We start from the raw sequence: 20,502 nt of genomic DNA, 5'->3' as shown, positions 1-20,502 counted from the left end.
AAAGCAGTGTTTATCAAGCTTTTAGCCCAATAATTCCTTGTAAAACGGGTGAAATTTTTCCCTGTTAAGACGGCTTATTTTTTCTTTTTCTTGCTCGCTGATAAGCCCTTTTTTAAAGAGTGAAACGGTAAGTTTTTCGGCTATTTCAAAACGAAAATCCGCCTGCATACTCTCTTTTGTCCAAGCTCTAGCTTTAACATCCTTTAGCCCGTGAGCATCATTACTTATTTGCATGACGTCCACCTTCAAAACGATGTTCTATATAGCAGGCGTGGCAGCAGTATTTTCGAGTCTTATTACCGTAGGATGTAAAACTTTCACCACAGTTACAACAGACACACTCATAGTTTGCCTGTCTTTTTACCAACTGTGTATGCTTGTTCCACCACGTGTTTCTACACGCGTCAGAGCAGAAACGTTTAACTTTACGACCAGCATTCTGTTTAACAGGCTTAGCGCATAAATCACATAATTGAACGCTATTGCCAACATTTACGCCGCCAAGATTGTTGCGCTTACAGTAGCTTTTAACCGTATCAACTGAAAGATTTAACTGTTTAGCTATTTTCGTATAGCCAAACCCCATGTTTCTTAGTTTTCCAATCTTACTTTTTTCTTCCACATTCATTTGCCTGTGCCTCCTTACATCACAGGCAAAGAAAAAACAGTGTTTTTTAACCTCTTGATTTGATAATTTAACCTTAAAAATAAAAAAAGCCCGAGGATTGCTCCAATGTAGGAACAAGCCTCGGGCTTTACATGTTTCAAACTGTTTTACAAGAGTTCGTTTACTCGTTTTTGTACCGTATCATAATCGTATCCGGCTTGAGTTAGACGCTGTTTACGCGTGCTACCGTTACCCCAAGCGCCTCGGATTACTTCACGTGCAAGCTCATCAACTGACTTTCTACGAGTCTTAACACCAAGAAGCTTATTAACCTTATTTTGCACGCTCGCATAATCGTATCCGGCTGAAGTTAAACGCTGTTTACGCTCATTTCCGTTACCCCAAGCGCCGTTAATAACTTCTCGCGCCACCTCATCAATACTTGACGTGCGCGTAGCTTGGTCAGAGCCACCGTTTTTACACCCGTTTAACCCAGCGTTTTTAATCACGCTTGGATAATCCACGTAAGCATAATCCATATCAACTCTGCCAGCTACTCCAGGCACACTGCCACTTGACGAGTATTGCCAAAGACCATACGAACCCTGATAACTGCAGTGCGTGTTCCACTGTGCAATCCACAAAGCGTAACGGTCTCTAACATGAGCGGACACAAGATTATTAGCAGTTGAAAGCGAAGTGTAAAAACCTGCATAATACCCGCAAGCTTCCAGCTTATTGCAAAAACTGGTAATCAGCGAATCGCAGAAAGCTCGCCCACGGTTAAGCTGGCTTTTCTCTTCCAAATCAAAGTAAACAGGATACTCAAAACTCTTACCTGAAAGCATGTTCACACAGCTTTGAGCTTCCTCAGCCGCCTCAAAACCAGAGTTTGCGTACGAATACCAGTAGGCTCCAACATCAAGACCGCATGTTTTTGCTTTACGATAGTTCTGTTCAAACCACTTGTCTTTGCATCCGATACCGTATCCTGCTCGAATGATCACAAACTCAACACCGGATGCTTTCACCGCGTTGAAATCAATGTCACCCTGCCAAACTGATACGTCTATTCCTTTTTTACTCATGAGTATTGTCCTTCCTATTCTTGTCATGTAATTGTTCTAAAACGTTTTTTAATTTCTCAGGCACGGGAAGCCCCAGGTGAGCCGCGTTTTCGGTTAAAGATAATCCTTCGTTAGATAGGTAGAAGAAAATTACCGCGGTTCTAATCACGCTTCCTTGCTTCAAAACATGAAAATCTATAATGTTTGCTATACCAACAAGCATAAAAATGAGCACCTTTCTAAAAATGCCCTTAAAACCAATGCTGCTAGACAGTTTCTTATCCGTAACAGCACACATCACGCCTGTAATATAATCCGCAACCACAAATAAAACGAGTGCGAGGATAAGCCCGTCGCACCCGCCTAAAAAGTATCCCAGCCAGCCGCCTACCAGTGTGAAAGCCAGTTGAGCAATATTCCAAAATCCTCTCATAATTCTCCTTACAAGTTTTCCTAACATTTGCCAGTACTCTTATAAAAACAAAAAACAAAAAGTAGAAAGTAATAAAAAAGGACAGGCATGGTTTAAACCACACCTGCCCTAACATTTCAACATTTCAGCATTTCAACTGATATTATTTTTCAACACATGACTACTCCTTACCATCTTTTTCACCTTCATCAACCATTTCATCTTTTACACTTTTCCCAGCCGCTTCATCTTTTTCATCTTTTTCATCTTTTTCGTCTTTTTCGTCTTTTTCGGCTTTTATTTTCAAAATTTCGTCGTTAAGTTCGCGTTCTCTAGAATTAAAATAGTCTTCTAACTGTTTCACATACGCTTCATATTCCATCGAGTTTTCCGCAATCACTGCCGAACGCATATCAGATAATACGCTTGCAACAATGCCTTCTATCATGTAAGTAGGTATTGGTATTTGCTTATTCAACTCGACTATTTTTTCGTTTAACTCAGCCTTATATTTTTGCACAGCTACCGCGTAGCTAATTGTCGGTTTCACCACTACTCTCCTCCAATCTTTTTAGAATAATATCCAGCTTGTGGCTGATTTCGCATAAAATTTTCGTATTATCAACTACAGGTGTTGTAATACTTTCTGTCACATCTTTTAAGCGCGTACCCTTATTAGCCACTATTTTGTTTGTGGGAATAATGAGTTTCTCCATAACAAATTCTCCCTTTATTCTCCCTATAACAAATTCTCCGCCAACGTTCACTTCCACGCTTCCATCAACGCTTCCACCACGTTCACTTCCACGCTTCACTTCCGCGTTTTTAATAGTATTTAACTTTCATGAGTATCCCGTTTTTAAACACCATGTGAGCATTAGAACCCCATTTTGAAACTTTCCCATCCTGATTCATTTCAATAATCTGCACATAGTTAATATCCGCGTCTACTCCTGCACCGTCTTGCCAAACAGGATCTATAATCTTGTTACCATGCATGTAAAAGTTACATCCAGCGTGAATACCATACTCTTTATAAATGCTTTGCGAACGTGAAAAACACAGCATAGTAGCGTATGTTTCTTCATCAGCTGATTTACGCTGCGCGAAAGCCATATACTTTCCATCGCTAGTAAGATGAAAAACTAGACCCTTGTGAGAATTATCTTCTTCCCACTCGCCAGTTCCAACATAGCCAATATACACGCCGTTACGGTAGAAGTTGTTCCCATTTTTATCAAAAACAGCTCTTTTATGATCCTCATCAACTTCACCATCGTAAAGCTCTATCTGCCCGGGTGTTATTTGCACGTATTTACTCGAATGGTTAAACCCGAGAAGGAAACTGTTATAGTTTTGCTGCATGAAACTACCAAAATCACCTTTTTTAACCATTGAAGATATGGAATCTTCTACTATGGTTAGTTTAGAAATAGCCTTATCAGCCGTGAATTTAGCAGCCTCAATGTCTTTATCTTTAACTCTCAGCCAATCGAACGTTCTAAAACTACTTATACTGTCAGCGGAAACGTAATGCCATAGTTTGCTTGTCCCAGCTTTATACGGGTGTTCAGACTCAGGATAATTTTCACCTTCAACCTCAATAATGTTAATATCTTCAGGCAGTTTAGACACGTATCCTGAAATTTCTCCTGAATACTCTTTTTTAATGCTATCAATCTTAAAACCATAATTGTCAAACGGAGACCAGTTAGTTCTAAAATGTAGCCAAAACTCGTTTGATGGAACAAACACTGTTGCGCCAGAAATTTTTTCACCAGTTAAACCCGGTATAGCGTAAATTTTATCCTCATACTTGTAAAAAATGTCTACAAAATCGTCAAAAGCTGATTCCGTGTGCGACTTCTCATTAAATTTTACGGCTAAACTTTCCTGCTTAACAATAAGCCTGTAAGCGTAGCCGGTTGACGTGTCGTAGAAAAAATCACCAACATGCTGCATTTTTTCACTATCAGTCAGCCACAAGCTCATAGGAGCGTTAAACTGGCTTGGAGTATACGAGCCGTAATAGTTACCGTTTTTCTGTTTAAGACTATGGTTAACGCTTTCAACACCAGCCTCAATCTTACCGTCTGTAACGTTGAGTTTCGTGTTGATTTCACTTATCGTGTAATAGTTTTCAAGCCTCCTACCAGTGTCTTTTATAGCCTCGTTTTTTGCTTTACTAATCTGCTTTTCTACCTGGGAAGTGTAAGAAACTGAAAGTTTTTCCGCGTCAATCGAATGTCCGATAATCCTGTCACCATACACCATGCCGTCAAGAGTCATCGCAGTATTGTAAGGCCCTGAAAAACCGTTATGGCTTCCAGCAATACCATTCATGTTAACCTGTAAAACTTTTGTAGCAGTGTTTTTATCAGGTGTATCCATGTAAAGGTCACGAACCCACATGCCTTTACTATCGTATTCGCTTATCTTATAGCCGCTTTGAGAATTACCCATTTGCGCTTTAATATTATCGATCGCAGCTTTAACACGCTCGTTATCAATTTTTCTAGCTTCAACCGTTTCTTCTTTTAACGTTTGAACAGCATGCGACACGTTTTGCACATACCCTTTAGAAATCCTGCTCGCAAGCACGATTCTCATTTCGCCTGGTTTTTGAATCGGTATAGTCTTTTTTACTACAGGAAACACTCGGTCCATGCCAAATTGTGGAGCGAGGCAACGAACCCTATCCCCACACTTAATCGTCGCATAATGTAAACCTAACGCGGATAAGTCAACCGCGCTAAGGCTTATTTCTACCCTTTCAAACTGGTTATCCTGTAACCATTTAGTAGCTTTGCGCATAAGATTAGTTGGGACTGTCACATTATTAAAATTAATAACTTTACAAACCCAGCCGAATGTTTTTTGCGCTTCGCGAGATACTATATAGTTTTTCCCATTGTTTATTGAAGTAATATCAACATGCTTTTTAAGAACCTCGTTTTCACCATTCTCGTTTTCCAACTCTTTGCCGAGAGGAATAACCGCTGTAGTAACATCCTCTGCTGAAAGGTTTTCCGCGTATTCAAGCAGGTTCAAGCCGAAACTAATATGCTGGCTTGTAGCTTTACCTATTTCTTCTAAACGTAGGTAGTCTAAGTAAAGTTTCCCGTCTTCTTTTCTAAGACGTAAATATCCGCCAAGTTTTTCAACCATTTTACTCATGATCGCTTCAAGCGTGGTTTCAAAATTAGTAAACCTGTAGAGTGAATCATTCGAGTCAGATACTGTGACGAAACCAATTCTTATTTTCTTATAATCATCTACCTGACTGTTATGAGCTTGTAAAAGTTTTTCTAAAAGCTGGTAGGAACTCTGATCATGGTATTCTTTCTGAGGTTGAATACTATCCGCTAAGTAAGTTAACAACCCTACGCAAGTTACTTTCTTACTACCATACAAGTCTTTTACTTGTTCTCTAACCTCGCCGAAGAAAATCTCCTCATCGTCACGCCACACGCTTACTATTGATTTCCGGTTTTTAATAAGCTCATAGCAAGGGTTTTGACTCGGGCAAGTAAACGTTAACGTTCCAGCAGTGTTAAGCTCCAAGTTTAACGTGATATCATCAAGTACCGCTTTGTCATCATTCGGATAGTAAATCGTATTACCGTCAAGCATGATCCTGTACACTCACAACCACCCCCTTTTATAGGAAATATTTACCATCCCGTTTCCAACGAATGTTAAACTCATGTTTATTTTTGAACGAAGCTGTGGGAAACGGTTAACACCTGTTTTAATCTCATAGTTTTTACCATTAGAATCCAGTAGCATACTGTTAGACGACAGGTTGTTAAATTCTGGAATCAGCGTCATGTCAAAATCGTGAACGAGTGTTATTTCACGCTTATCATCTACTTGCATACCCCATATTGTGTGAACCCCATCCGAATCATCTACACTATACTTATATGGTTGCAGCTTATAGTTGAGTGTGAGAGTTGAATAGTTTTTATCCGATTTAAAATCACTAACCCACATTCGACCCTGATAGTAGAACAATGGTTCATCATCAAGAGACAGTTTCACACTCTTGCCGTGGATTAACGTTTTAACACTATGGCATGTTTCATTCCACTTGTTTTTGTTTGCGACAATGAATTCAAAACAGCCTTCACGCATCTCGTATAACACTTCACCGGCAAGACTTTCACTAATATCAATACTTTCCTGTCTGCCTGGTATTTGCAAATACTCTAATTTAGGTTCTGGAAGTTGAATGCGTGGACGGCTTGTAGCAACCAGCCCTAGATCGTTAAAACTATGCAACCCGTTTATTAGCATCCCATACACTTTTACCACCCCCTTGCTTTTCTTGTTTGAAGCTTAAAAAGCTCACTGTCCATCCTGTGCGCGATACCACCCACTAGTTCACCAGTGTCGAGCACAATACTCTGGTTGGAAAACTGTGGGAAATACGCGTCCATAATCGCTAGAATCTGGTTCATAACACTAAGCATTTGCATGTTTGCTCCAACGGTCATGTTTTCTAAACTATTCAACCCCATAATCACTTCCGGGCCTTTCTCTCCGCCGCCAAGCATACGCCCGTTTTTCTCACCGAAAATAGTCGCCCCGTTTAACAGCATTGGCTTGTTCATTGCTTTCTTATACCAGTCGATAGCAAGATACGGTACAGACGGTGGCGTAAGAGAGAATTGTCCTTTAATACTAAAATGAGGCAGTTTAATATGAGGAAGACTAAGTTTTATGCCAGAGAAAAACCCTGTTATAGCGTCGATTACTGCTTTAACCTTGTTTTTCGCCGCTTCAATCGGAGTGATGATAGCGTTTTTAATACCATTCCAAACTGACACAACCGTGTTTTTAATACCGTTAAACACAGACTTAACCATGTTTGCTACTGAATTAAACACTGTTGAAATGCTTGTTTTAATACCGTTTACTACGCTCATGATCGCAGTTTTAATACCATTCCAAACACTTGTTGCAGTGTTTTTAATACCGTTTAAAACGTTAGTGAAAAACGATACGATACTATTCCAAACGTTCATGAAAAAGTTTTTCACACTCGACCACAGTTTGTTCCAACTAGTGCCAAAGAAAGACAAAAACACGTTAAAAACGTTTTTTAACGTGTTAAATACCGTTATGAACGTGTTTTTAACCGCGTTCCAAACAGCGGTAAAAATTTCTTTTACACCATTGCAAAGCTGAGACCAGTTACCGGTGAACAATCCTATAAAAACGTCTAAAACGCCTGTGATTAAATCAAGAACGGTTTTGAAACTAGTAAAACTTAAATTTAAAGCGCCTTCAAACAGTGGAGCTAGAATAGCACACAAACCATTCCACACTGTTTTAAGCCCTTCAACAATACTCGTAAAATCAATACCAAGGCTTGACAGTTTTTCTTTAACACCATTAACAAAACCGGTGAAAGTTTCCTTAATTTTCTCCCAAACAGCAATAACACTGTTTCTAAACTCTTCGTTAGTGTTCCATAAGGTTACAAAAGCTGCTACCAGAACACCAATAACCGCAACAACCGCGAGTATTGGCGCAGATACTCCACCTAAAACAGCACCTAACCCTTCAAGAATACTAGAGCCGGAAGTAAAACTTGCGAACATTTTACCTATAAACAAAGCTAGTTTAGAAAACCCTTGTATAGCAACACCTATTTTAGAAATACACGTTCCAAGAACCACTAAAAAAGGGCCGACTGCCGCAGCAATCAGCCCAAGTGTCACTATAAGTTTTTGGCTTTCTGGAGAAAGCTGTTTAAATTTAGAAAGCCATGCTGATATTTTCTGCATTAATGGTGTTATGACGGGAAGTAAAACATTACCAATAGTCGCAGCAATATTCTGCAACTCTGTTTTTAGAATCTTCATAGAACCCGAAGCGCCCGCAGCTTCACGCCCAGCCTGCCCTTGAGCGTCAGCAGTCTGCTCCATAATAAGAGCCAAAGTAGCAGCCTGTTTCGCTTGCAAGCTCATCGCGCCTCTACCATCATGCAAACCCATGGCAAGAGCTTTAGCTTTAATAGTCGCCTCGTTAACACCCATACCATAATTGTCAAGCATCGCATTATTACCTTTAAGCGCGCCTGTTAAAGCAAGAACAGCAGACTCGGTTGTGCCACCAAACATAGCAGACAAGTCGCCTGCAAGAGCAACCAGCTTCTGACTCATCTCGGCTGCTTCAGCATCACTTTTCCCACCAATATTTTTCAACATCGCGCCCATAGTATTCGCATACTCTAAAGCTTGACCTTGAGCAATACCATAATAGGATTTCAAACTTCCTGACCATTTAAGCATTCTGTTAGCAGACTTACCGTAAATCTGCTCTGTAGCCCCCATAGCATCCTGTAAGTCTGCTGCAGCAGTAAAACCAGCAGTACCAATAGCAGCAATCGGCAGCGTAACTTTCGTGCTTAAACTTTGACCAAGAGATGACATACCATCTCCTAGTTTCTTTATCTTTTTACTCGTACTATCAAACTGGCTACTAAGCTTGGTTAAACTAACACTACCTACCTGTTTTAATTTTTCTTTTAAACTATCAAGATTATTTTCTGTCTCAACAATCTCACGCTGCAACGCATCATACTTGTCTTTACCAAGCTCCCCGTTTTCCAACTGTACTTTAGCCTGCTTATCCGCCTGTTTCAAAACGTTAAGCTTATTAGACGTTTCTTGGATTTCTTTCTGCAAAAAAGCCTGCTTTTGGCTTAAAAGCTGCGTGCTAGTCGGATCAAGTTTCAAAAGCCTATTAACATCACGAAGCGACTGCTCGGTTGAGCGAATAGTCGAATTCACCTGTTGTAAAGACTTATCTAAGCCTGTAGTATCCCCACCAATTTCAACAGTAATACCTTTAATCCTGTTTGCCATAACTTCACCTCCCTTTTTCTCTTAATTTACGCGTGAAAAAATAGATATTTTAACGTCAGGTATAAGAACGTTTGGTTCTCGTTTAGAACCTATCAAATTCTGTTTGGCTTGCGAGCTTATCGTATTTCACACTATCGTTTGCTTTCTCCGTCCACATGTCTAAAACCATGCCGATGGTTAAAAGATCCAGTTCGCCAATACTAATCCCAATTTCGGTGCATCTAAGAAGAAACAACGCGGTTGTCATTTGCCGTGTTGTTGTTTTAAATTTTTTTTAGATTTTACTTCAGTTTCCAAGTTTGCTCCCCAAAGTTCTAGAATTTCAGGAAGAATCTCGTAGATAGAAAACATTTCAAACTCGTCAAGCCACTCATCAATACTTGCTGGAATACTATTATCCGCATGGTAAGCCATGATATAGGCTACGTTTTCAAAAATTTCAAGATCCGATATTTCAAAAACACCCTCGTTGATTTTGAAAGACTGCTCTAATTTTGACAGGTCTTTGAAAATATCACGCTTGAATTTAATACGATACAATCTTGGAATAGTGGCTGAAGAGCGAAACTTCACGTCTTTACCATTTACTTTTACTGTTTTTTCTAACACGTTTACTCCTTTAGAACTTATTTGATTTCCGTGTTAACTTGCGGAACGTACACGCTCTTATACCAGTTCTCATAGGTTTCTTTTGAAGTAGTGTCACCGCTACGGGATTTCACTAAACCATCTTCTCTAGGATCAGCCGTAAGCGACAAAGTTTCCGTCCCAGGTTCTATAGTGTCTTCCTTAGTTTCTGACTCAATAGACGGTCGTGTTGCTGAACAGTTATATAAAACGTGTCTGATCGCGTTCACGTCACCATCAAACTCAAACAGGAGCGCGAATTTTTCTGTTTCACTAATCTTCGCGTTTTCAACCAGCACACCGTTTTTATCTAGTTCTTCTCGTAGTATTTCCGTCCTAAACCATTCAGGTATAAGAGCAATTTCCAAGTCGCCACTGTAACCGTTGTTAGCAGTCGACCTGAAGTAAACAATCCCGTCAGCGTAAAACGGTGAGGATTCACCCTCAGCCTCAAGGCTTATACTCACCGCCCCCGGAATCGGCTTAGGCTCATCGTAGGAGAAACCACTCGAATCTTTTTTAAGTTTTGCCGCGTACACGTTTTTCAGATTGTATTTAACCTTGTTTCCCATTTATTGTTACCTCCATTTCAAAAATGTAGAGTGTTTCATAAAGCTGTTCCGACTCTATGAACGCTTCTGTTTTGTTATAAAAAATGCCGTGCCTATCAAGCACGGCTTCAACTTGTTCTTCCAGCACGGGGTTCTTATAGTCCGTGTATAGTTCAATATGGACTTCGTTTGCTTTAAAATACGTTTTCCCGTCTGCCGCAAAATTACTGCTCGCAGGCGTAAGAAACAGGAGGAAAGGCGGATTAGGGGATTCTCCTTCAGCAAAATGGTGATAGGCGAAAGGAAAACCTATCTCTCTCATAATGTTTAAAAGATTACCCATTTTTAACCGCCTCCTCTATTTCTTTTTCAAAACTTCGTACTGCTTTACTTTCAGCCTCAGCAATGTGTGTTCTAGCTTCCACGCGTCCGCCGCCTCGTTTAGCATGACCGTACTCTAACAAGTGTGTAAGCTGATACTTGTTTCTAGAATGCACTACGAGAACTAGCCTGCTGCCTGTTTCGTTTAATGTTTTAACAGCCCAACTTTTCGCATACGCTCCAGTTCGTTTAGGAGCTGTCATGTTAATTTCTTCTTTTGCTGTTTTACCAGCGTTTTTTACTGCTTCTTTTACTTTCCCGGTTGTAACTTTCGCGTAAGTTTTAAGCTCTCTAATAACTTCTTTAGAGAGGCCGCCAATACTTACTTTGCTCACTTTTTACACCTCTTACAGTGAAGTTTCAGGCTTTTCTTCTTATAATTCATGTGGTCAACACCTAAAATCTCATAAACCGTATCATGGAAAATAATCCTGTAACCAAGCGATGAGACTACGGCTGTTTCTTTCGAATAGCGGATAGTAAAATCTATTTTTGACTCATCCCACACGTTTCCCGCCGAAGTCTGCTCCATTGGACTTTCAGCACTCACCGTAGCGTAACACTCGTAATATTTACTCCACTTAATCTTATGGTTACCAACATCATCAATTTCAACACTGTTTTTAAGCAGCACAATACGCTCGTTTAATAAGCCTATTCTCATTTAAAACCCCGTTTTTCTAACAGTAAAAAGCATCGAACGTAAAGTGAGCATAAGCGCGTGGTGGTCGGCTTCTTCCCTATGCTCATACAAGTAGCCTGTAGCGTATAAGACTGCGAGCCGATACTCGTCAAAGTTTTCACTAATCAAACTAGTATCGTTTTTACGAGCTACTCCCTGGCAGAGTTTTTCAGCAGAACGAATAAGGGTGTTGATAAGCTCATCATCTTCTTTACTATCCACCCTAAGATAGTTTTTTGCTTCCTCAACTGTAACTATCATCAACACCCCTCCTTAACTTTTAACCGTCTTTTAAGCTGCTACGCTTGTTTTAACAGGCAGAATCTGTACTGCTTCTTTAAGCACGAGTTTGCCGTCTACACGCTCTTTAGCAACGAAACCTATCATGCCGTTTCCAGCGAAAAGCTCGGTAAGCTCTTTAAACGAGCGTGAACCACGGTCACCAATGTTGTAGTACGAGTAGTCGCCAAAAGCCACCATGTTTTCAGGCGCGTAAGCAGACGTGTATACCGGGTATCCGAGAATCCTGTTCGGCTCATCATCCTGGTATGAAGGCTGCCAAACGTACGCGCCATTATTGTCTTTAAGTTTTCGTATGCTCGCGACTGTTTTATCGTTCATAATAAAACTCGCGTTTTTACGGTATGGTCGCCTCAAAGCGTGAACAAGATCAATCAGATCATCAGTTTTAATACTGGTAGTTTCTTTAAGGAACGTGCCACCGTCTTTCTTGTTGAAAATACCAGTCGGTTTTCCAACACCATCCCCGTTAAGAAAAGCGTCTTCCTCAGCGTTAGCCAACGCCATGCCGAAGGATGCAAGAAGATGATTCTCGAGGTTAAACGCATTATCATACAAGAGTTCTTCAGTAACTTTTACCGCAACGTGAAGCTTATGAGCGTCAAGCAGGATTTGCGCGAACTTGGAATCCCCAAAGTTAAGGCTTGCGCCTTCTTCAATCCAAGCTGCAGCAGGATCACTCATCGCAACATTAATCTTATGCTCTCCACTAGTAGTAATCGTGGTAGCAAGAGAGCGAATAATGTTTTCTTCTTTCAACGTTTCAATCAGACGATTATCGTATTCTTCCGGCACAAGATACCCGCCGTCAGCGTCCACGCCTTCCTGCAACACGTTATCGACTCGTTTAAAATTACTTCTAAGAGCTGTAAGCATCGCCTGCTTATACTCGTCACGCGCACGACCTTGCTTTTCAGAGTTCACACCTGTTTTCATAGGTTTTGCAACAATCGCCTCAGATGTTGGTTTTGAAAGCTCCTTATCCATTACTTCCATCTGCTCCAAGCGCTCAATTTCCATACTGTAAGCTTTCACTTTCGCTTCCATCTCATCATAGGTTTTCGCGTCTTCTTCTGAAATAAGCCCGTCCTTGTCACGTTTAGACTCAAGGAAAGCTTTCGCACCCTGCCAAGCCTTATTACGTTTCTCAACCATGTTTGAAATAGTGTTCATCATATTTACCTCCAATTTTTGATTAAAAAAAGACGATCCATAAGATCGTCTGCACTAATATTGTTTGTTTCCTTACCGCTTATCCGGCAGGCTTTACATATTTTTTCCAACAGCGTGTTTTGCACGCTTGCTTTCGAATACAATGTTGAAACCTGTGGTATGCCAATATCAGCGGTTTCACCTCTAGTTAAAACACCGTCCGCGAACCCGAGTTCTACCGCCTTGTTAGCATCCATCCATGTTTCCGAATCCATTAAATGCGACAGTTTCACACGGTTAAGCCCTGTTTTAATCTCGTAAGCGTTAATAATGGACTCTTTGACCTCATCAAGCATTGATATTGCTTTTTCCATTTCGTTTCTGTTGCCAAAAGCAACCGTCATAGGATTATGAATCATAAGCATTGACACCGGGCTCATATAAACCTTTGTGCCAGCCATCGCAATAACCGATGCCGCCGACGCAGCAATCCCGTCAATCTTTACCGTCACACAACCCTTGTAATCCATGAGCATGTTATAGATTTGTGCCGCAGCCACACAATCGCCGCCAGGCGAGTTAATCCACACGGTAATATTTCCACTACCAGCGTTTAACTCGTCTTTAAAAAGTTGTGGTGTAATATCATCATCAAACCATGATTCTTCAGCAATCGTACCGTTAAGAAACAGTGTCCTCTCCAAAATCTCATTATTCTCACTGTTGACCTTCTGGTTTTTCCACTGCCAAAACTTCCTCATTACCTTTTCCTCCTCTCTTATATAAAGAAGCGACCAAGATTTTCTTGGTCGCTTCATGTTTGTATAACACTCATATAATACCTAAAGAACTAGCTTTACAGTTAGATAATCCACCTTACTTGTATGCTCTTCCATTTAAGGAAACTAGAGAATCAAATAATTGTGTTTCATCTAGAATACTCTCAGTTGGAGTTCTTTCCGTTATTGCAAGTTCTTTATACTTACTAGTAATTCCCTTAACAGCTTCTAATATCGATGGTTTAGAAACTTTGGAATCACTTTTCCTATACTCTTTAATTAAATCAGAAACTGCAAAAATCCCTAATTCCTTAAATTTCTGAGTTCGGTCATGATCATTCAAAGTTTCATTATTACTGATTCTTTCAACATTAAACCTTGTATTGTTTACTTTTTCGTCATAAGCCATCCTAAACTCTAACGAATTTTTCCAACCATAGTCAGAATTGTAAACAAACTTTTCACCAGTTATGTCTTCAATAGCCATAGCTAGAATATACTCATAGCATCCAGCATCTCTACTATCATAAATAGCATCGTAAAGAGGTTTAATTGCCTTCAGTCCCAGTTTCAATATTCTTTGATAGTTTTTAGAATTCCTAATAAACTTTCCGGGATGTGCCTGCATAGCCACTTGTGGATTAGTCTTCGTCTCAGTTTCTAATTCCACCATCAACTTATTCATGGATCCCTTTATATCATCTAACGTTTCAGCATAAGCTACGTTTACTGGCATCAATTTATGAGCTATATTCCCACTATTCTTTGATGCTTGATTATTTCCAATAATAAAAATTCCAGTAGATACAAATAGAACCAATAAAAGTAAAGTTCCTAGCGAAATATACATTTTTTTCTTAGACATAGTATTACGCCTCCTAGAATTCTATATTCTTAATTCGCTATATACTCTCATAGTGTAGGATATTATCTTAGTTAAGTATCCATAGAGATCAAATTCTATTTTTCGCTTAACGTCAAGATAATTCGTTATGTCTTCGTTGCCTAAATGATTCATTCACTGTCTAAACAGTTATAATACAATAATATTAATATAACATGTTATATTAATATTATCAAGACACAAATTCAACTTAATTAGCTAATTTATTTCTATATTTTAGAATCGTTATTTCTACCCATTCCAACGAACGCTCCCGCACGGTTAAGTGGGAGCATGTTACCGTTAATCAAATACAAGTCACCACCCTCACAGGCGGGAATCTTATCCAAATTTTCTAACTGTCTAATATCGTTTGCGCTCATCCAACCGTTTTGACGAGCGGTAGCATAACCATTCATACGACTCTGATAGTCTCCTCGAAGAAGACCATCCACGTTAAACTTCACATAATAGGTTTCTTTCTCCTTATCAGTAAAAAGCCGCCTCGTAATAGACTGTTCAAACCGCGCCACCCAAGGATCCAACGTGTATTTCACAAACTCCAGCGACTGCTGCTCAATATTAGAAAAACTTGATTTTTCTAAATCACCAACCATGTGTGGTGGGACTCTAAAAATACGAGCGATCTCGTTAATCTGAAACTTACGAGTTTCAAGAAACTGTGCTTCGTTAGGCGAAATAGAAATAGGCGTATACTTCATGCCTTCTTCTAAAATCGCTATCTTATGCGAGTTAGAACCCGAGAACCCCTTATTCCAACTATCCCTCATACCAGACGGATCTTTTACTGTTCCGGGGTATTCCAAGATGCCGCTTGGTGTAGCACCGTTAGCGAAAAACGATGCACCATACTCTTCCGTAGCTATCGCCATGCCTATAGCGTTTTTTGCCATAGCAATAGGCGAATAGCCAACAAGACCGTCAAAACCAAGACCGGGAATATGAAGCACGTCAAAGGGTTTAAGTTTCACACTCGTTTCTTTACCCGTTAAAACATCACTATCATTTAACGTATACTCGTAAAAAATTTGACCACTCTCATCCCGGTCAACTCTCATACGATCAGGCATTAAAGGGTATAAGCCTAAAACCTCGCCTTTACCGTTTCGAATAATCTGCGCGTAAGCATTACCCCATAACAGTAGATGCGTCATCAAGGTTTCTCTAAACACGAAGCTTGTCATTTCAAGATTCGGCTCATCGTGAAGCACCTTATACAAAGGATGTTTAACCGCTTTAGCCGTACCTGTACTCGTGTGCTCATACACGTGAAGCGGTAGGCTCGCCACAGCCTCAGACAGGATACGCACACACGAGTAGACAGCCGTCATCTGCATCGCTGAACGCTCATTCACCCTCTTACCCGAAGAAGACATGCCACTAATAAACCTTTGAGTATTCAAGTTGAAACGATTCTCCGGCTTATCTCTGCTCTTAAAAATCTTACTGAAAATGTTCATGACCCTCCCTTTTACATGAATAGGATTCCTCGACTGTCATACACGCTTTGAGTGTTCGCGTTACCGCATCTGATAGCACGGTCAAGCGCCATGATGGTGGCTATAGCACCGTCGATTTTCTCGGTTGATTTTTCCTTATCGCATTTAATGTTTCCTGCAGGATCTGTCCTAATAAATATGTTGTCCATATTCCAGCGAAGCACCGGATGAGCGGAGTGTGCTATTTTCTGTTCGAGTGTAAGCTTCATAAGCTCCTTGGTAGGCGGACTCATATCCTTGAATCCTTGTCCGAACGGAACCACGGTAAACCCCATGTTTTCAAGGTTTTGCACCATTTGCACCGCGCCCCAACGGTCGAAAGCAATCTCACGAATATTGAAACGTTCACCTAATGTTTCGATGAATTTTTCAATAAACCCATAGTGGACAACGTTTCCTTCCGTAGTTTTAATAAACCCTTGTTTTTCCCACACGTCATAAGGCACGTGATCTCGTTTCACGCGCAAACTCAAGGTTTCTTCAGGCACCCAAAAATAAGGTAGGATACGAAACTTATCCGACTCATCTTCTGGTGGAAAGACCAAAACAAAGGAGGTAAGGTCGGTGGTGCTTGAAAGGTCAAGACCCCCGTAGCAGACCCTGCCCTCGAGTTCTTCTTCGTTCACCTGAAAACCGCAAGCATCCCATTTTTCCATCGGCATCCAACGAATAGACTGTTTCACCCACTGGTTAAGACGAAGCTGACGGAAAGCATTCTCTTCACCAGGATTTTGCCGGGCTGACTCGAAAGCAGCTTTAACTTTCTCCATTTGAACCGTAACCCCAAGAGAAGGATTAGCTTTCTTCCACACCGTAGGATCCGTCCAATCATCCGAATCTTTTGCACCATAAATCACTGGGTAGAAAGTTGGATCAATTTTCCTGCCCTCGAGAATATCAACTGCTTTCTGATGCGTCTCATAGCAGATCGAATGTGTATCCGTACCGGCTGTGGTAATCAGAAAATACAGTGGCTGCATGCGAGCATCCCCGGAGCCTTTAGTCATCACGTCAAAAAGTTTACGGTTTGGCTGCGTGTGAAGCTCATCAAACACAACACCGTGAATGTTAAACCCGTGTTTAGAGTACGCTTCAGCCGACAATACTTGGTAGAAACTGTTAGTTGGTAGGAAAATAATACGTTTTTGCGAAGCTAAAATTTTAACCCTACGATTAAGAGCCGGACACATTCTAACCATGTCCGCCGCCACATCAAACACGATCGTTGCCTGCTGACGGTCCGCCGCACAACCATAAACCTCGGCTCGCTCCTCATTATCCCCACAGCATAAAAGCAAGGCTACTGCAGCGGCAAGCTCACTTTTACCCATTTTCTTAGGTATTTCAATATACGCGGTATTAAACTGACGGTAACCATTCGGTTTCACCACGCCAAACAAGTCTCTAATAATCTGCTCCTGCCAGTCAAGGAGCTTAAAAGGCTTACCAGCCCACGTTCCCTTCGTGTGTGTTAAACATTCGATAAAACTCACGGCATAATCCGCAAGCTCTTTACTATATGTTGAATCTTCTTTTTTAAACTTAGTAACCTCGTATTTTTCCAACTTAAGCTCCTCCTTTCTTTAGGCATAAAAAAAGACGCCTTCAGCGTCCACATCATTTCTTAGTTTTTCTTTTTTACGAGAAACAGGGCCTTAAAAGCCCTGCTGCTTTTAATAAAATTTCAGTTCTTTAGTTTCTAGCGTCGAGGATCTTTTCTAAAGCCTCGTTTGCAAGCTTGCTGGTTGGCATAATGTCCCAGCCTCTATCGTAGTTTGCGATAACCTTGTTATTGTTTTTCAAAGTAAGCTTGGAAATTCTTCCCTGGTTAATCCCATATTCGCTTGGCTCTTCAAAAACCTTCATACTGTAGCTTACAACCTGATCTTCTACTTTAAGCGTATCTTGTTCCCACATGATTTTTTCTCCTTTATCTCTGTGTTTTTTGCTAGTACTATATATCACTCTAAGAGAGCAGAATAGCAAGCCGTAAACGAGAAAAAATCGCGGATAATTCCACGATTTTTCTCCAGCCTTCCAACCCCTATGGCTGACTATCCCCCTTTCTTTTAGCTTCTTGCTTGTTGAATCGCTTGATACGCTTTTTGAATATCCTTGTCCAAGGTTTCAGCATCCGCAAACAGTTCAAACTCCGTATCGTTTAGTTTTCCTCCGCTTACCTTCCAAAGCTCCTCGTGAGCTTTACTGGCGCAGGTTTTTGCTGTTTGCGCGATGTCGAGCATGCTGATAGCCGAACTAATTTTCCCTTCTTCAGCTTTTTTGATTGCGTTTAATGTGTAGCGTCTGCATGTTTTAACTTCGTTTGTAAGGTTTTGTAAAATTTCTTTTTTCACAGGTTTCTCCTTTGTTTCTGTGCTTTTTGCTAGTACTATATATCACTCTAAAAGCGCGCAATAGCAAGCTTTTAAGCCAAGAAACACCGGGTATTTACACGTTTTTCCCCACCAGTTTTCGCTAATTTTTTTACTCTTAAAAACCGTTAAAATGTTTCTAAAATCATGCGGAAATAATCATCACCCAAAAATCATCTACTACAGTCAAACATGCTTTTACAAAAACCTCGTTCTCTTGCTCTAAATTCGCAAAAATTTCTTCAACCAAAGAACCTGTAGGACAGTCTTCACTCAACACGTACGCCTGGTCTTCACTCGAATACAGCATTACGCTCACCCCCGTTTCTAAAAGAACAGGACCCTTCTAAACGGGAAAGCATAATTTTCCTGTCTTGTTTAAACTCGTCTCCTATAAACCCGAGTCTAAGAAGAAAACATCTGAAAGCATACTTATCGTTAACCGGCTTATGCTTACTATTATTTACGCGTTTAATTTCCACGCTCATTTTACAAAGACTGTTTATAAACTTCGCATAGGAGGCCAAGCCTGGTTGGTTAGCCTGCTCAAACCAAGGAAAAATAAGCTTATCATCTTCTTCCTTAATATTAAGACTGTTCACTCCTAACGCTTTTTTAATAAGATCACCCTTATTATCAAGAATTTTCCTAAGCTTTACCACATCAGCCTTATCTTTAGGAAACTCAACACTAAAACATTGCGTACCATCACACGCGCAGACTGGAAGACTTATACCATAGTCAGCGTCTAACATGTTTTTCAAATCATCTAAGTTCTCTTCACTACTACACGTGACCGTACCATCTTTACTAATGTTGAAAACACCTATCCTGTAAGACATACTCGGAGTTTTTAAGTAAACAGCCTTTACTCCCGTAGAATCCTCTATAGCTTTAATAAGCGGCTGCCTATCTTTTCCTTTTAACCCGTATTTTAATTCCATTTTGCCTCCTTTAGATTTTTTCGGGTACATATATAAATCACTCTAAAGAAGGTTTATAGCAAGCGGTCGCAAACTATTTTTCATATAAAATACGAGTCTTACTTGTTAGTAAATACTTCAGTAAACGAGTATTCTTTACCGCCTCTTAAAACTTTCACACTCTTATCATTTCCAACCTGCTCAATATAACGTTTCACAATCACGTCACAATATTTCTCGTCAAGCTCGATAGCGTAGCAGATTCTACCAGTCTGCTCGCAGGCTATAAGCGTGCTACCACTTCCAGCAAACGGATCTAACACAAGCGAGTTCGTCATACTCGAGTTTTTAATCGGATACGCTAAAAGAGCTATTGGTTTCATGGTTGGATGATCAGCGTTTTTCTTAGACTTTTCAAACTCCCAAACTGAAGTTTCTTTCCTACCCGCATACCACTTGTGTTTACCTTTTTTCTTCCACCCATACAAACACGGTTCATGCTGCCACTGGTAAGGGCTTCTACCCAACACCAGCGACGGTTTCTTCCAAATACAACAACCTGAAAGATAAAACCCCGCGTCCTGGAATGCTTTTCTAAAATTCAAACCCTCCGTGTCAGCATGAAACACGTAGATAGACGCATCATCTGCCATCGCCTGCTCCATGTTCACGAACGAGTTGAAAAGAAACTGGTAAAACTTATCATTCTCCATATTATCGTTTTTAATTTTCCCAGCAGCACCCTCATAGTTCACGTTATAAGGCGGATCAGTAACCACCAGATTCACTTTAGTATTCTCAAGAAGCGTCTTATATGTTTCTAACTTAGTAGCATCACCGCAAATAACATGATGCTTACCAAGCGTCCACATGTCACCCGTTTTAGAAAAACACGGTTCTTCCAGCTCTTTTTCAACATCAAAATCATCATCACTCACGTCTTTATCAGCATCAAAAATACTGGAAAGCTCCGCCTCATCAAACCCGAGAAGATCAAGATTAAAATCCGCGCCTTCAAGCTCCGACAATTCAACAGCCAATAGCTCATTGTCCCAGCCTGCGTTAAGTGAAAGCTTATTATCCGCAATAATATAAGCACGCTTTTGTGTTTCAGTTAAATGATTTTCTTTCACGCACGGAACTTTTTTAAGACCCAGTTTTAATGCCGCGGCAATCCTGCCATGCCCCGCGAGAATCGTATTATCCTCCGCCACTAGAATTGGGGAAAGAAAACCAAACTCACGAATACTTGCCGCTATCTGAGCTACCTGCGCCTCAGAGTGCGTGCGAGCGTTTCTCACATACGGGATAAGCTCACTTACGTCAGCCAAATAATACTGCATTTCTTTTTCCATAAGCTTTCCTCCC

25 protein-coding genes are annotated in these 20,502 nt (G+C 40.5%); all 25 read right to left on the bottom strand.

All coding sequences use genetic code 11. From position 1 onward, the window contains the following. Window positions 1-21 precede the first annotated feature (21 nt). Window positions 22-234: an SHOCT domain-containing protein gene (locus tag HXT56_RS01465; RefSeq protein ID WP_004117908.1), complete on the bottom strand. Its 213-nt coding sequence runs from the start codon at window positions 232-234 to the stop codon at window positions 22-24. Beyond that, complete coding sequence (locus HXT56_RS01460) at window positions 221-628, bottom strand: RNA polymerase subunit sigma-70 (protein WP_421778255.1); 408 nt, start codon at window positions 626-628, stop codon at window positions 221-223. The genes HXT56_RS01465 and HXT56_RS01460 overlap by 14 nt, the downstream gene beginning before the upstream one ends. A gap of 146 nt (window positions 629-774) precedes the next feature. After that, a complete protein-coding gene (locus HXT56_RS01455; RefSeq protein ID WP_421778254.1) occupies window positions 775-1,695 on the bottom strand; it encodes a GH25 family lysozyme in 921 nt (306 codons plus the stop codon). Continuing rightward, window positions 1,688-2,107, bottom strand: a complete 420-nt coding sequence (locus HXT56_RS01450) for a phage holin family protein (RefSeq protein ID WP_004118368.1) — start codon at window positions 2,105-2,107, stop codon at window positions 1,688-1,690. Before HXT56_RS01450 ends, HXT56_RS01455 begins: the two co-directional genes overlap by 8 nt. 160 nt (window positions 2,108-2,267) lie before the next feature. After that, window positions 2,268-2,639 (bottom strand): toxin, encoded by a 372-nt coding sequence (locus HXT56_RS01445; RefSeq protein ID WP_421778253.1) that lies wholly within the window; start codon window positions 2,637-2,639, stop codon window positions 2,268-2,270. After that, window positions 2,620-2,901, bottom strand: coding sequence for a hypothetical protein (locus tag HXT56_RS01440; RefSeq protein WP_421778252.1), 282 nt, complete (start codon window positions 2,899-2,901; stop codon window positions 2,620-2,622). Before HXT56_RS01440 ends, HXT56_RS01445 begins: the two co-directional genes overlap by 20 nt. A gap of 10 nt (window positions 2,902-2,911) precedes the next feature. Then, the gene (locus HXT56_RS01435; protein WP_421778520.1) at window positions 2,912-5,719 is read right to left on the bottom strand and encodes a phage tail spike protein; all 2,808 of its coding nucleotides are present in this window, start codon (window positions 5,717-5,719) and stop codon (window positions 2,912-2,914) included. Between the two features lie 12 nt (window positions 5,720-5,731). Beyond that, on the bottom strand, window positions 5,732-6,394 hold the full coding sequence (locus HXT56_RS01430; protein WP_421778519.1) for a hypothetical protein: 663 nt from the start codon (window positions 6,392-6,394) through the stop codon (window positions 5,732-5,734). Between the two features lie 2 nt (window positions 6,395-6,396). After that, on the bottom strand, window positions 6,397-8,964 hold the full coding sequence (locus tag HXT56_RS01425; protein ID WP_421778251.1) for a phage tail tape measure protein: 2,568 nt from the start codon (window positions 8,962-8,964) through the stop codon (window positions 6,397-6,399). A gap of 243 nt (window positions 8,965-9,207) precedes the next feature. Next, on the bottom strand, window positions 9,208-9,573 hold the full coding sequence (locus tag HXT56_RS01420; protein WP_004104969.1) for a hypothetical protein: 366 nt from the start codon (window positions 9,571-9,573) through the stop codon (window positions 9,208-9,210). A gap of 17 nt (window positions 9,574-9,590) precedes the next feature. Next, a complete protein-coding gene (locus HXT56_RS01415) occupies window positions 9,591-10,163 on the bottom strand; it encodes a major tail protein (protein WP_016815974.1) in 573 nt (190 codons plus the stop codon). After that, complete coding sequence (locus tag HXT56_RS01410; RefSeq protein WP_421778250.1) at window positions 10,147-10,485, bottom strand: hypothetical protein; 339 nt, start codon at window positions 10,483-10,485, stop codon at window positions 10,147-10,149. The genes HXT56_RS01415 and HXT56_RS01410 overlap by 17 nt, the downstream gene beginning before the upstream one ends. Next, window positions 10,478-10,858, bottom strand: a complete 381-nt coding sequence (locus tag HXT56_RS01405) for an HK97 gp10 family phage protein (RefSeq protein ID WP_421778249.1) — start codon at window positions 10,856-10,858, stop codon at window positions 10,478-10,480. Before HXT56_RS01405 ends, HXT56_RS01410 begins: the two co-directional genes overlap by 8 nt. Continuing rightward, window positions 10,855-11,187: a phage head closure protein gene (locus tag HXT56_RS01400; protein WP_421778248.1), complete on the bottom strand. Its 333-nt coding sequence runs from the start codon at window positions 11,185-11,187 to the stop codon at window positions 10,855-10,857. Before HXT56_RS01400 ends, HXT56_RS01405 begins: the two co-directional genes overlap by 4 nt. After that, window positions 11,188-11,466, bottom strand: a complete 279-nt coding sequence (locus HXT56_RS01395) for a head-tail connector protein (RefSeq protein WP_119522970.1) — start codon at window positions 11,464-11,466, stop codon at window positions 11,188-11,190. 30 nt (window positions 11,467-11,496) lie between these two features. Continuing rightward, a complete protein-coding gene (locus HXT56_RS01390) occupies window positions 11,497-12,681 on the bottom strand; it encodes a phage major capsid protein (protein ID WP_421778247.1) in 1,185 nt (394 codons plus the stop codon). A gap of 2 nt (window positions 12,682-12,683) precedes the next feature. Then, complete coding sequence (locus HXT56_RS01385; RefSeq protein ID WP_421778246.1) at window positions 12,684-13,418, bottom strand: head maturation protease, ClpP-related; 735 nt, start codon at window positions 13,416-13,418, stop codon at window positions 12,684-12,686. Between the two features lie 115 nt (window positions 13,419-13,533). After that, a complete protein-coding gene (locus HXT56_RS01380; protein ID WP_004110901.1) occupies window positions 13,534-14,301 on the bottom strand; it encodes a hypothetical protein in 768 nt (255 codons plus the stop codon). A 248-nt stretch (window positions 14,302-14,549) separates the two neighbouring features. Continuing rightward, window positions 14,550-15,800, bottom strand: a complete 1,251-nt coding sequence (locus HXT56_RS01375) for a phage portal protein (protein ID WP_421778245.1) — start codon at window positions 15,798-15,800, stop codon at window positions 14,550-14,552. Between the two features lie 11 nt (window positions 15,801-15,811). Beyond that, entirely contained in the window at window positions 15,812-17,404 is a 1,593-nt protein-coding gene (locus HXT56_RS01370; protein ID WP_421778244.1) for a terminase large subunit, read from the bottom strand. Window positions 17,405-17,531: 127 nt separating this feature from the next. Further along, on the bottom strand, window positions 17,532-17,756 hold the full coding sequence (locus tag HXT56_RS01365) for a DUF7678 domain-containing protein (RefSeq protein ID WP_421778243.1): 225 nt from the start codon (window positions 17,754-17,756) through the stop codon (window positions 17,532-17,534). 152 nt (window positions 17,757-17,908) lie between these two features. Beyond that, a complete protein-coding gene (locus HXT56_RS01360; RefSeq protein WP_014554465.1) occupies window positions 17,909-18,193 on the bottom strand; it encodes a hypothetical protein in 285 nt (94 codons plus the stop codon). 163 nt (window positions 18,194-18,356) lie between these two features. After that, the gene (locus HXT56_RS01355; protein WP_421778242.1) at window positions 18,357-18,521 is read right to left on the bottom strand and encodes a hypothetical protein; all 165 of its coding nucleotides are present in this window, start codon (window positions 18,519-18,521) and stop codon (window positions 18,357-18,359) included. Then, window positions 18,505-19,155, bottom strand: a complete 651-nt coding sequence (locus tag HXT56_RS01350) for a virulence protein (RefSeq protein ID WP_421778241.1) — start codon at window positions 19,153-19,155, stop codon at window positions 18,505-18,507. The genes HXT56_RS01355 and HXT56_RS01350 overlap by 17 nt, the downstream gene beginning before the upstream one ends. Window positions 19,156-19,253: 98 nt before the next feature. Continuing rightward, the gene (locus tag HXT56_RS01345; RefSeq protein WP_421778240.1) at window positions 19,254-20,489 is read right to left on the bottom strand and encodes a site-specific DNA-methyltransferase; all 1,236 of its coding nucleotides are present in this window, start codon (window positions 20,487-20,489) and stop codon (window positions 19,254-19,256) included. Window positions 20,490-20,502 lie beyond the last annotated feature (13 nt).

Origin of the sequence: Gardnerella nova (assembly GCF_049244055.1) — a bacterium.
Lineage (GTDB): Bacteria > Actinomycetota > Actinomycetes > Actinomycetales > Bifidobacteriaceae > Bifidobacterium > Bifidobacterium vaginale_H.
This window is presented reverse-complemented; position numbering and strand designations above follow the sequence as displayed.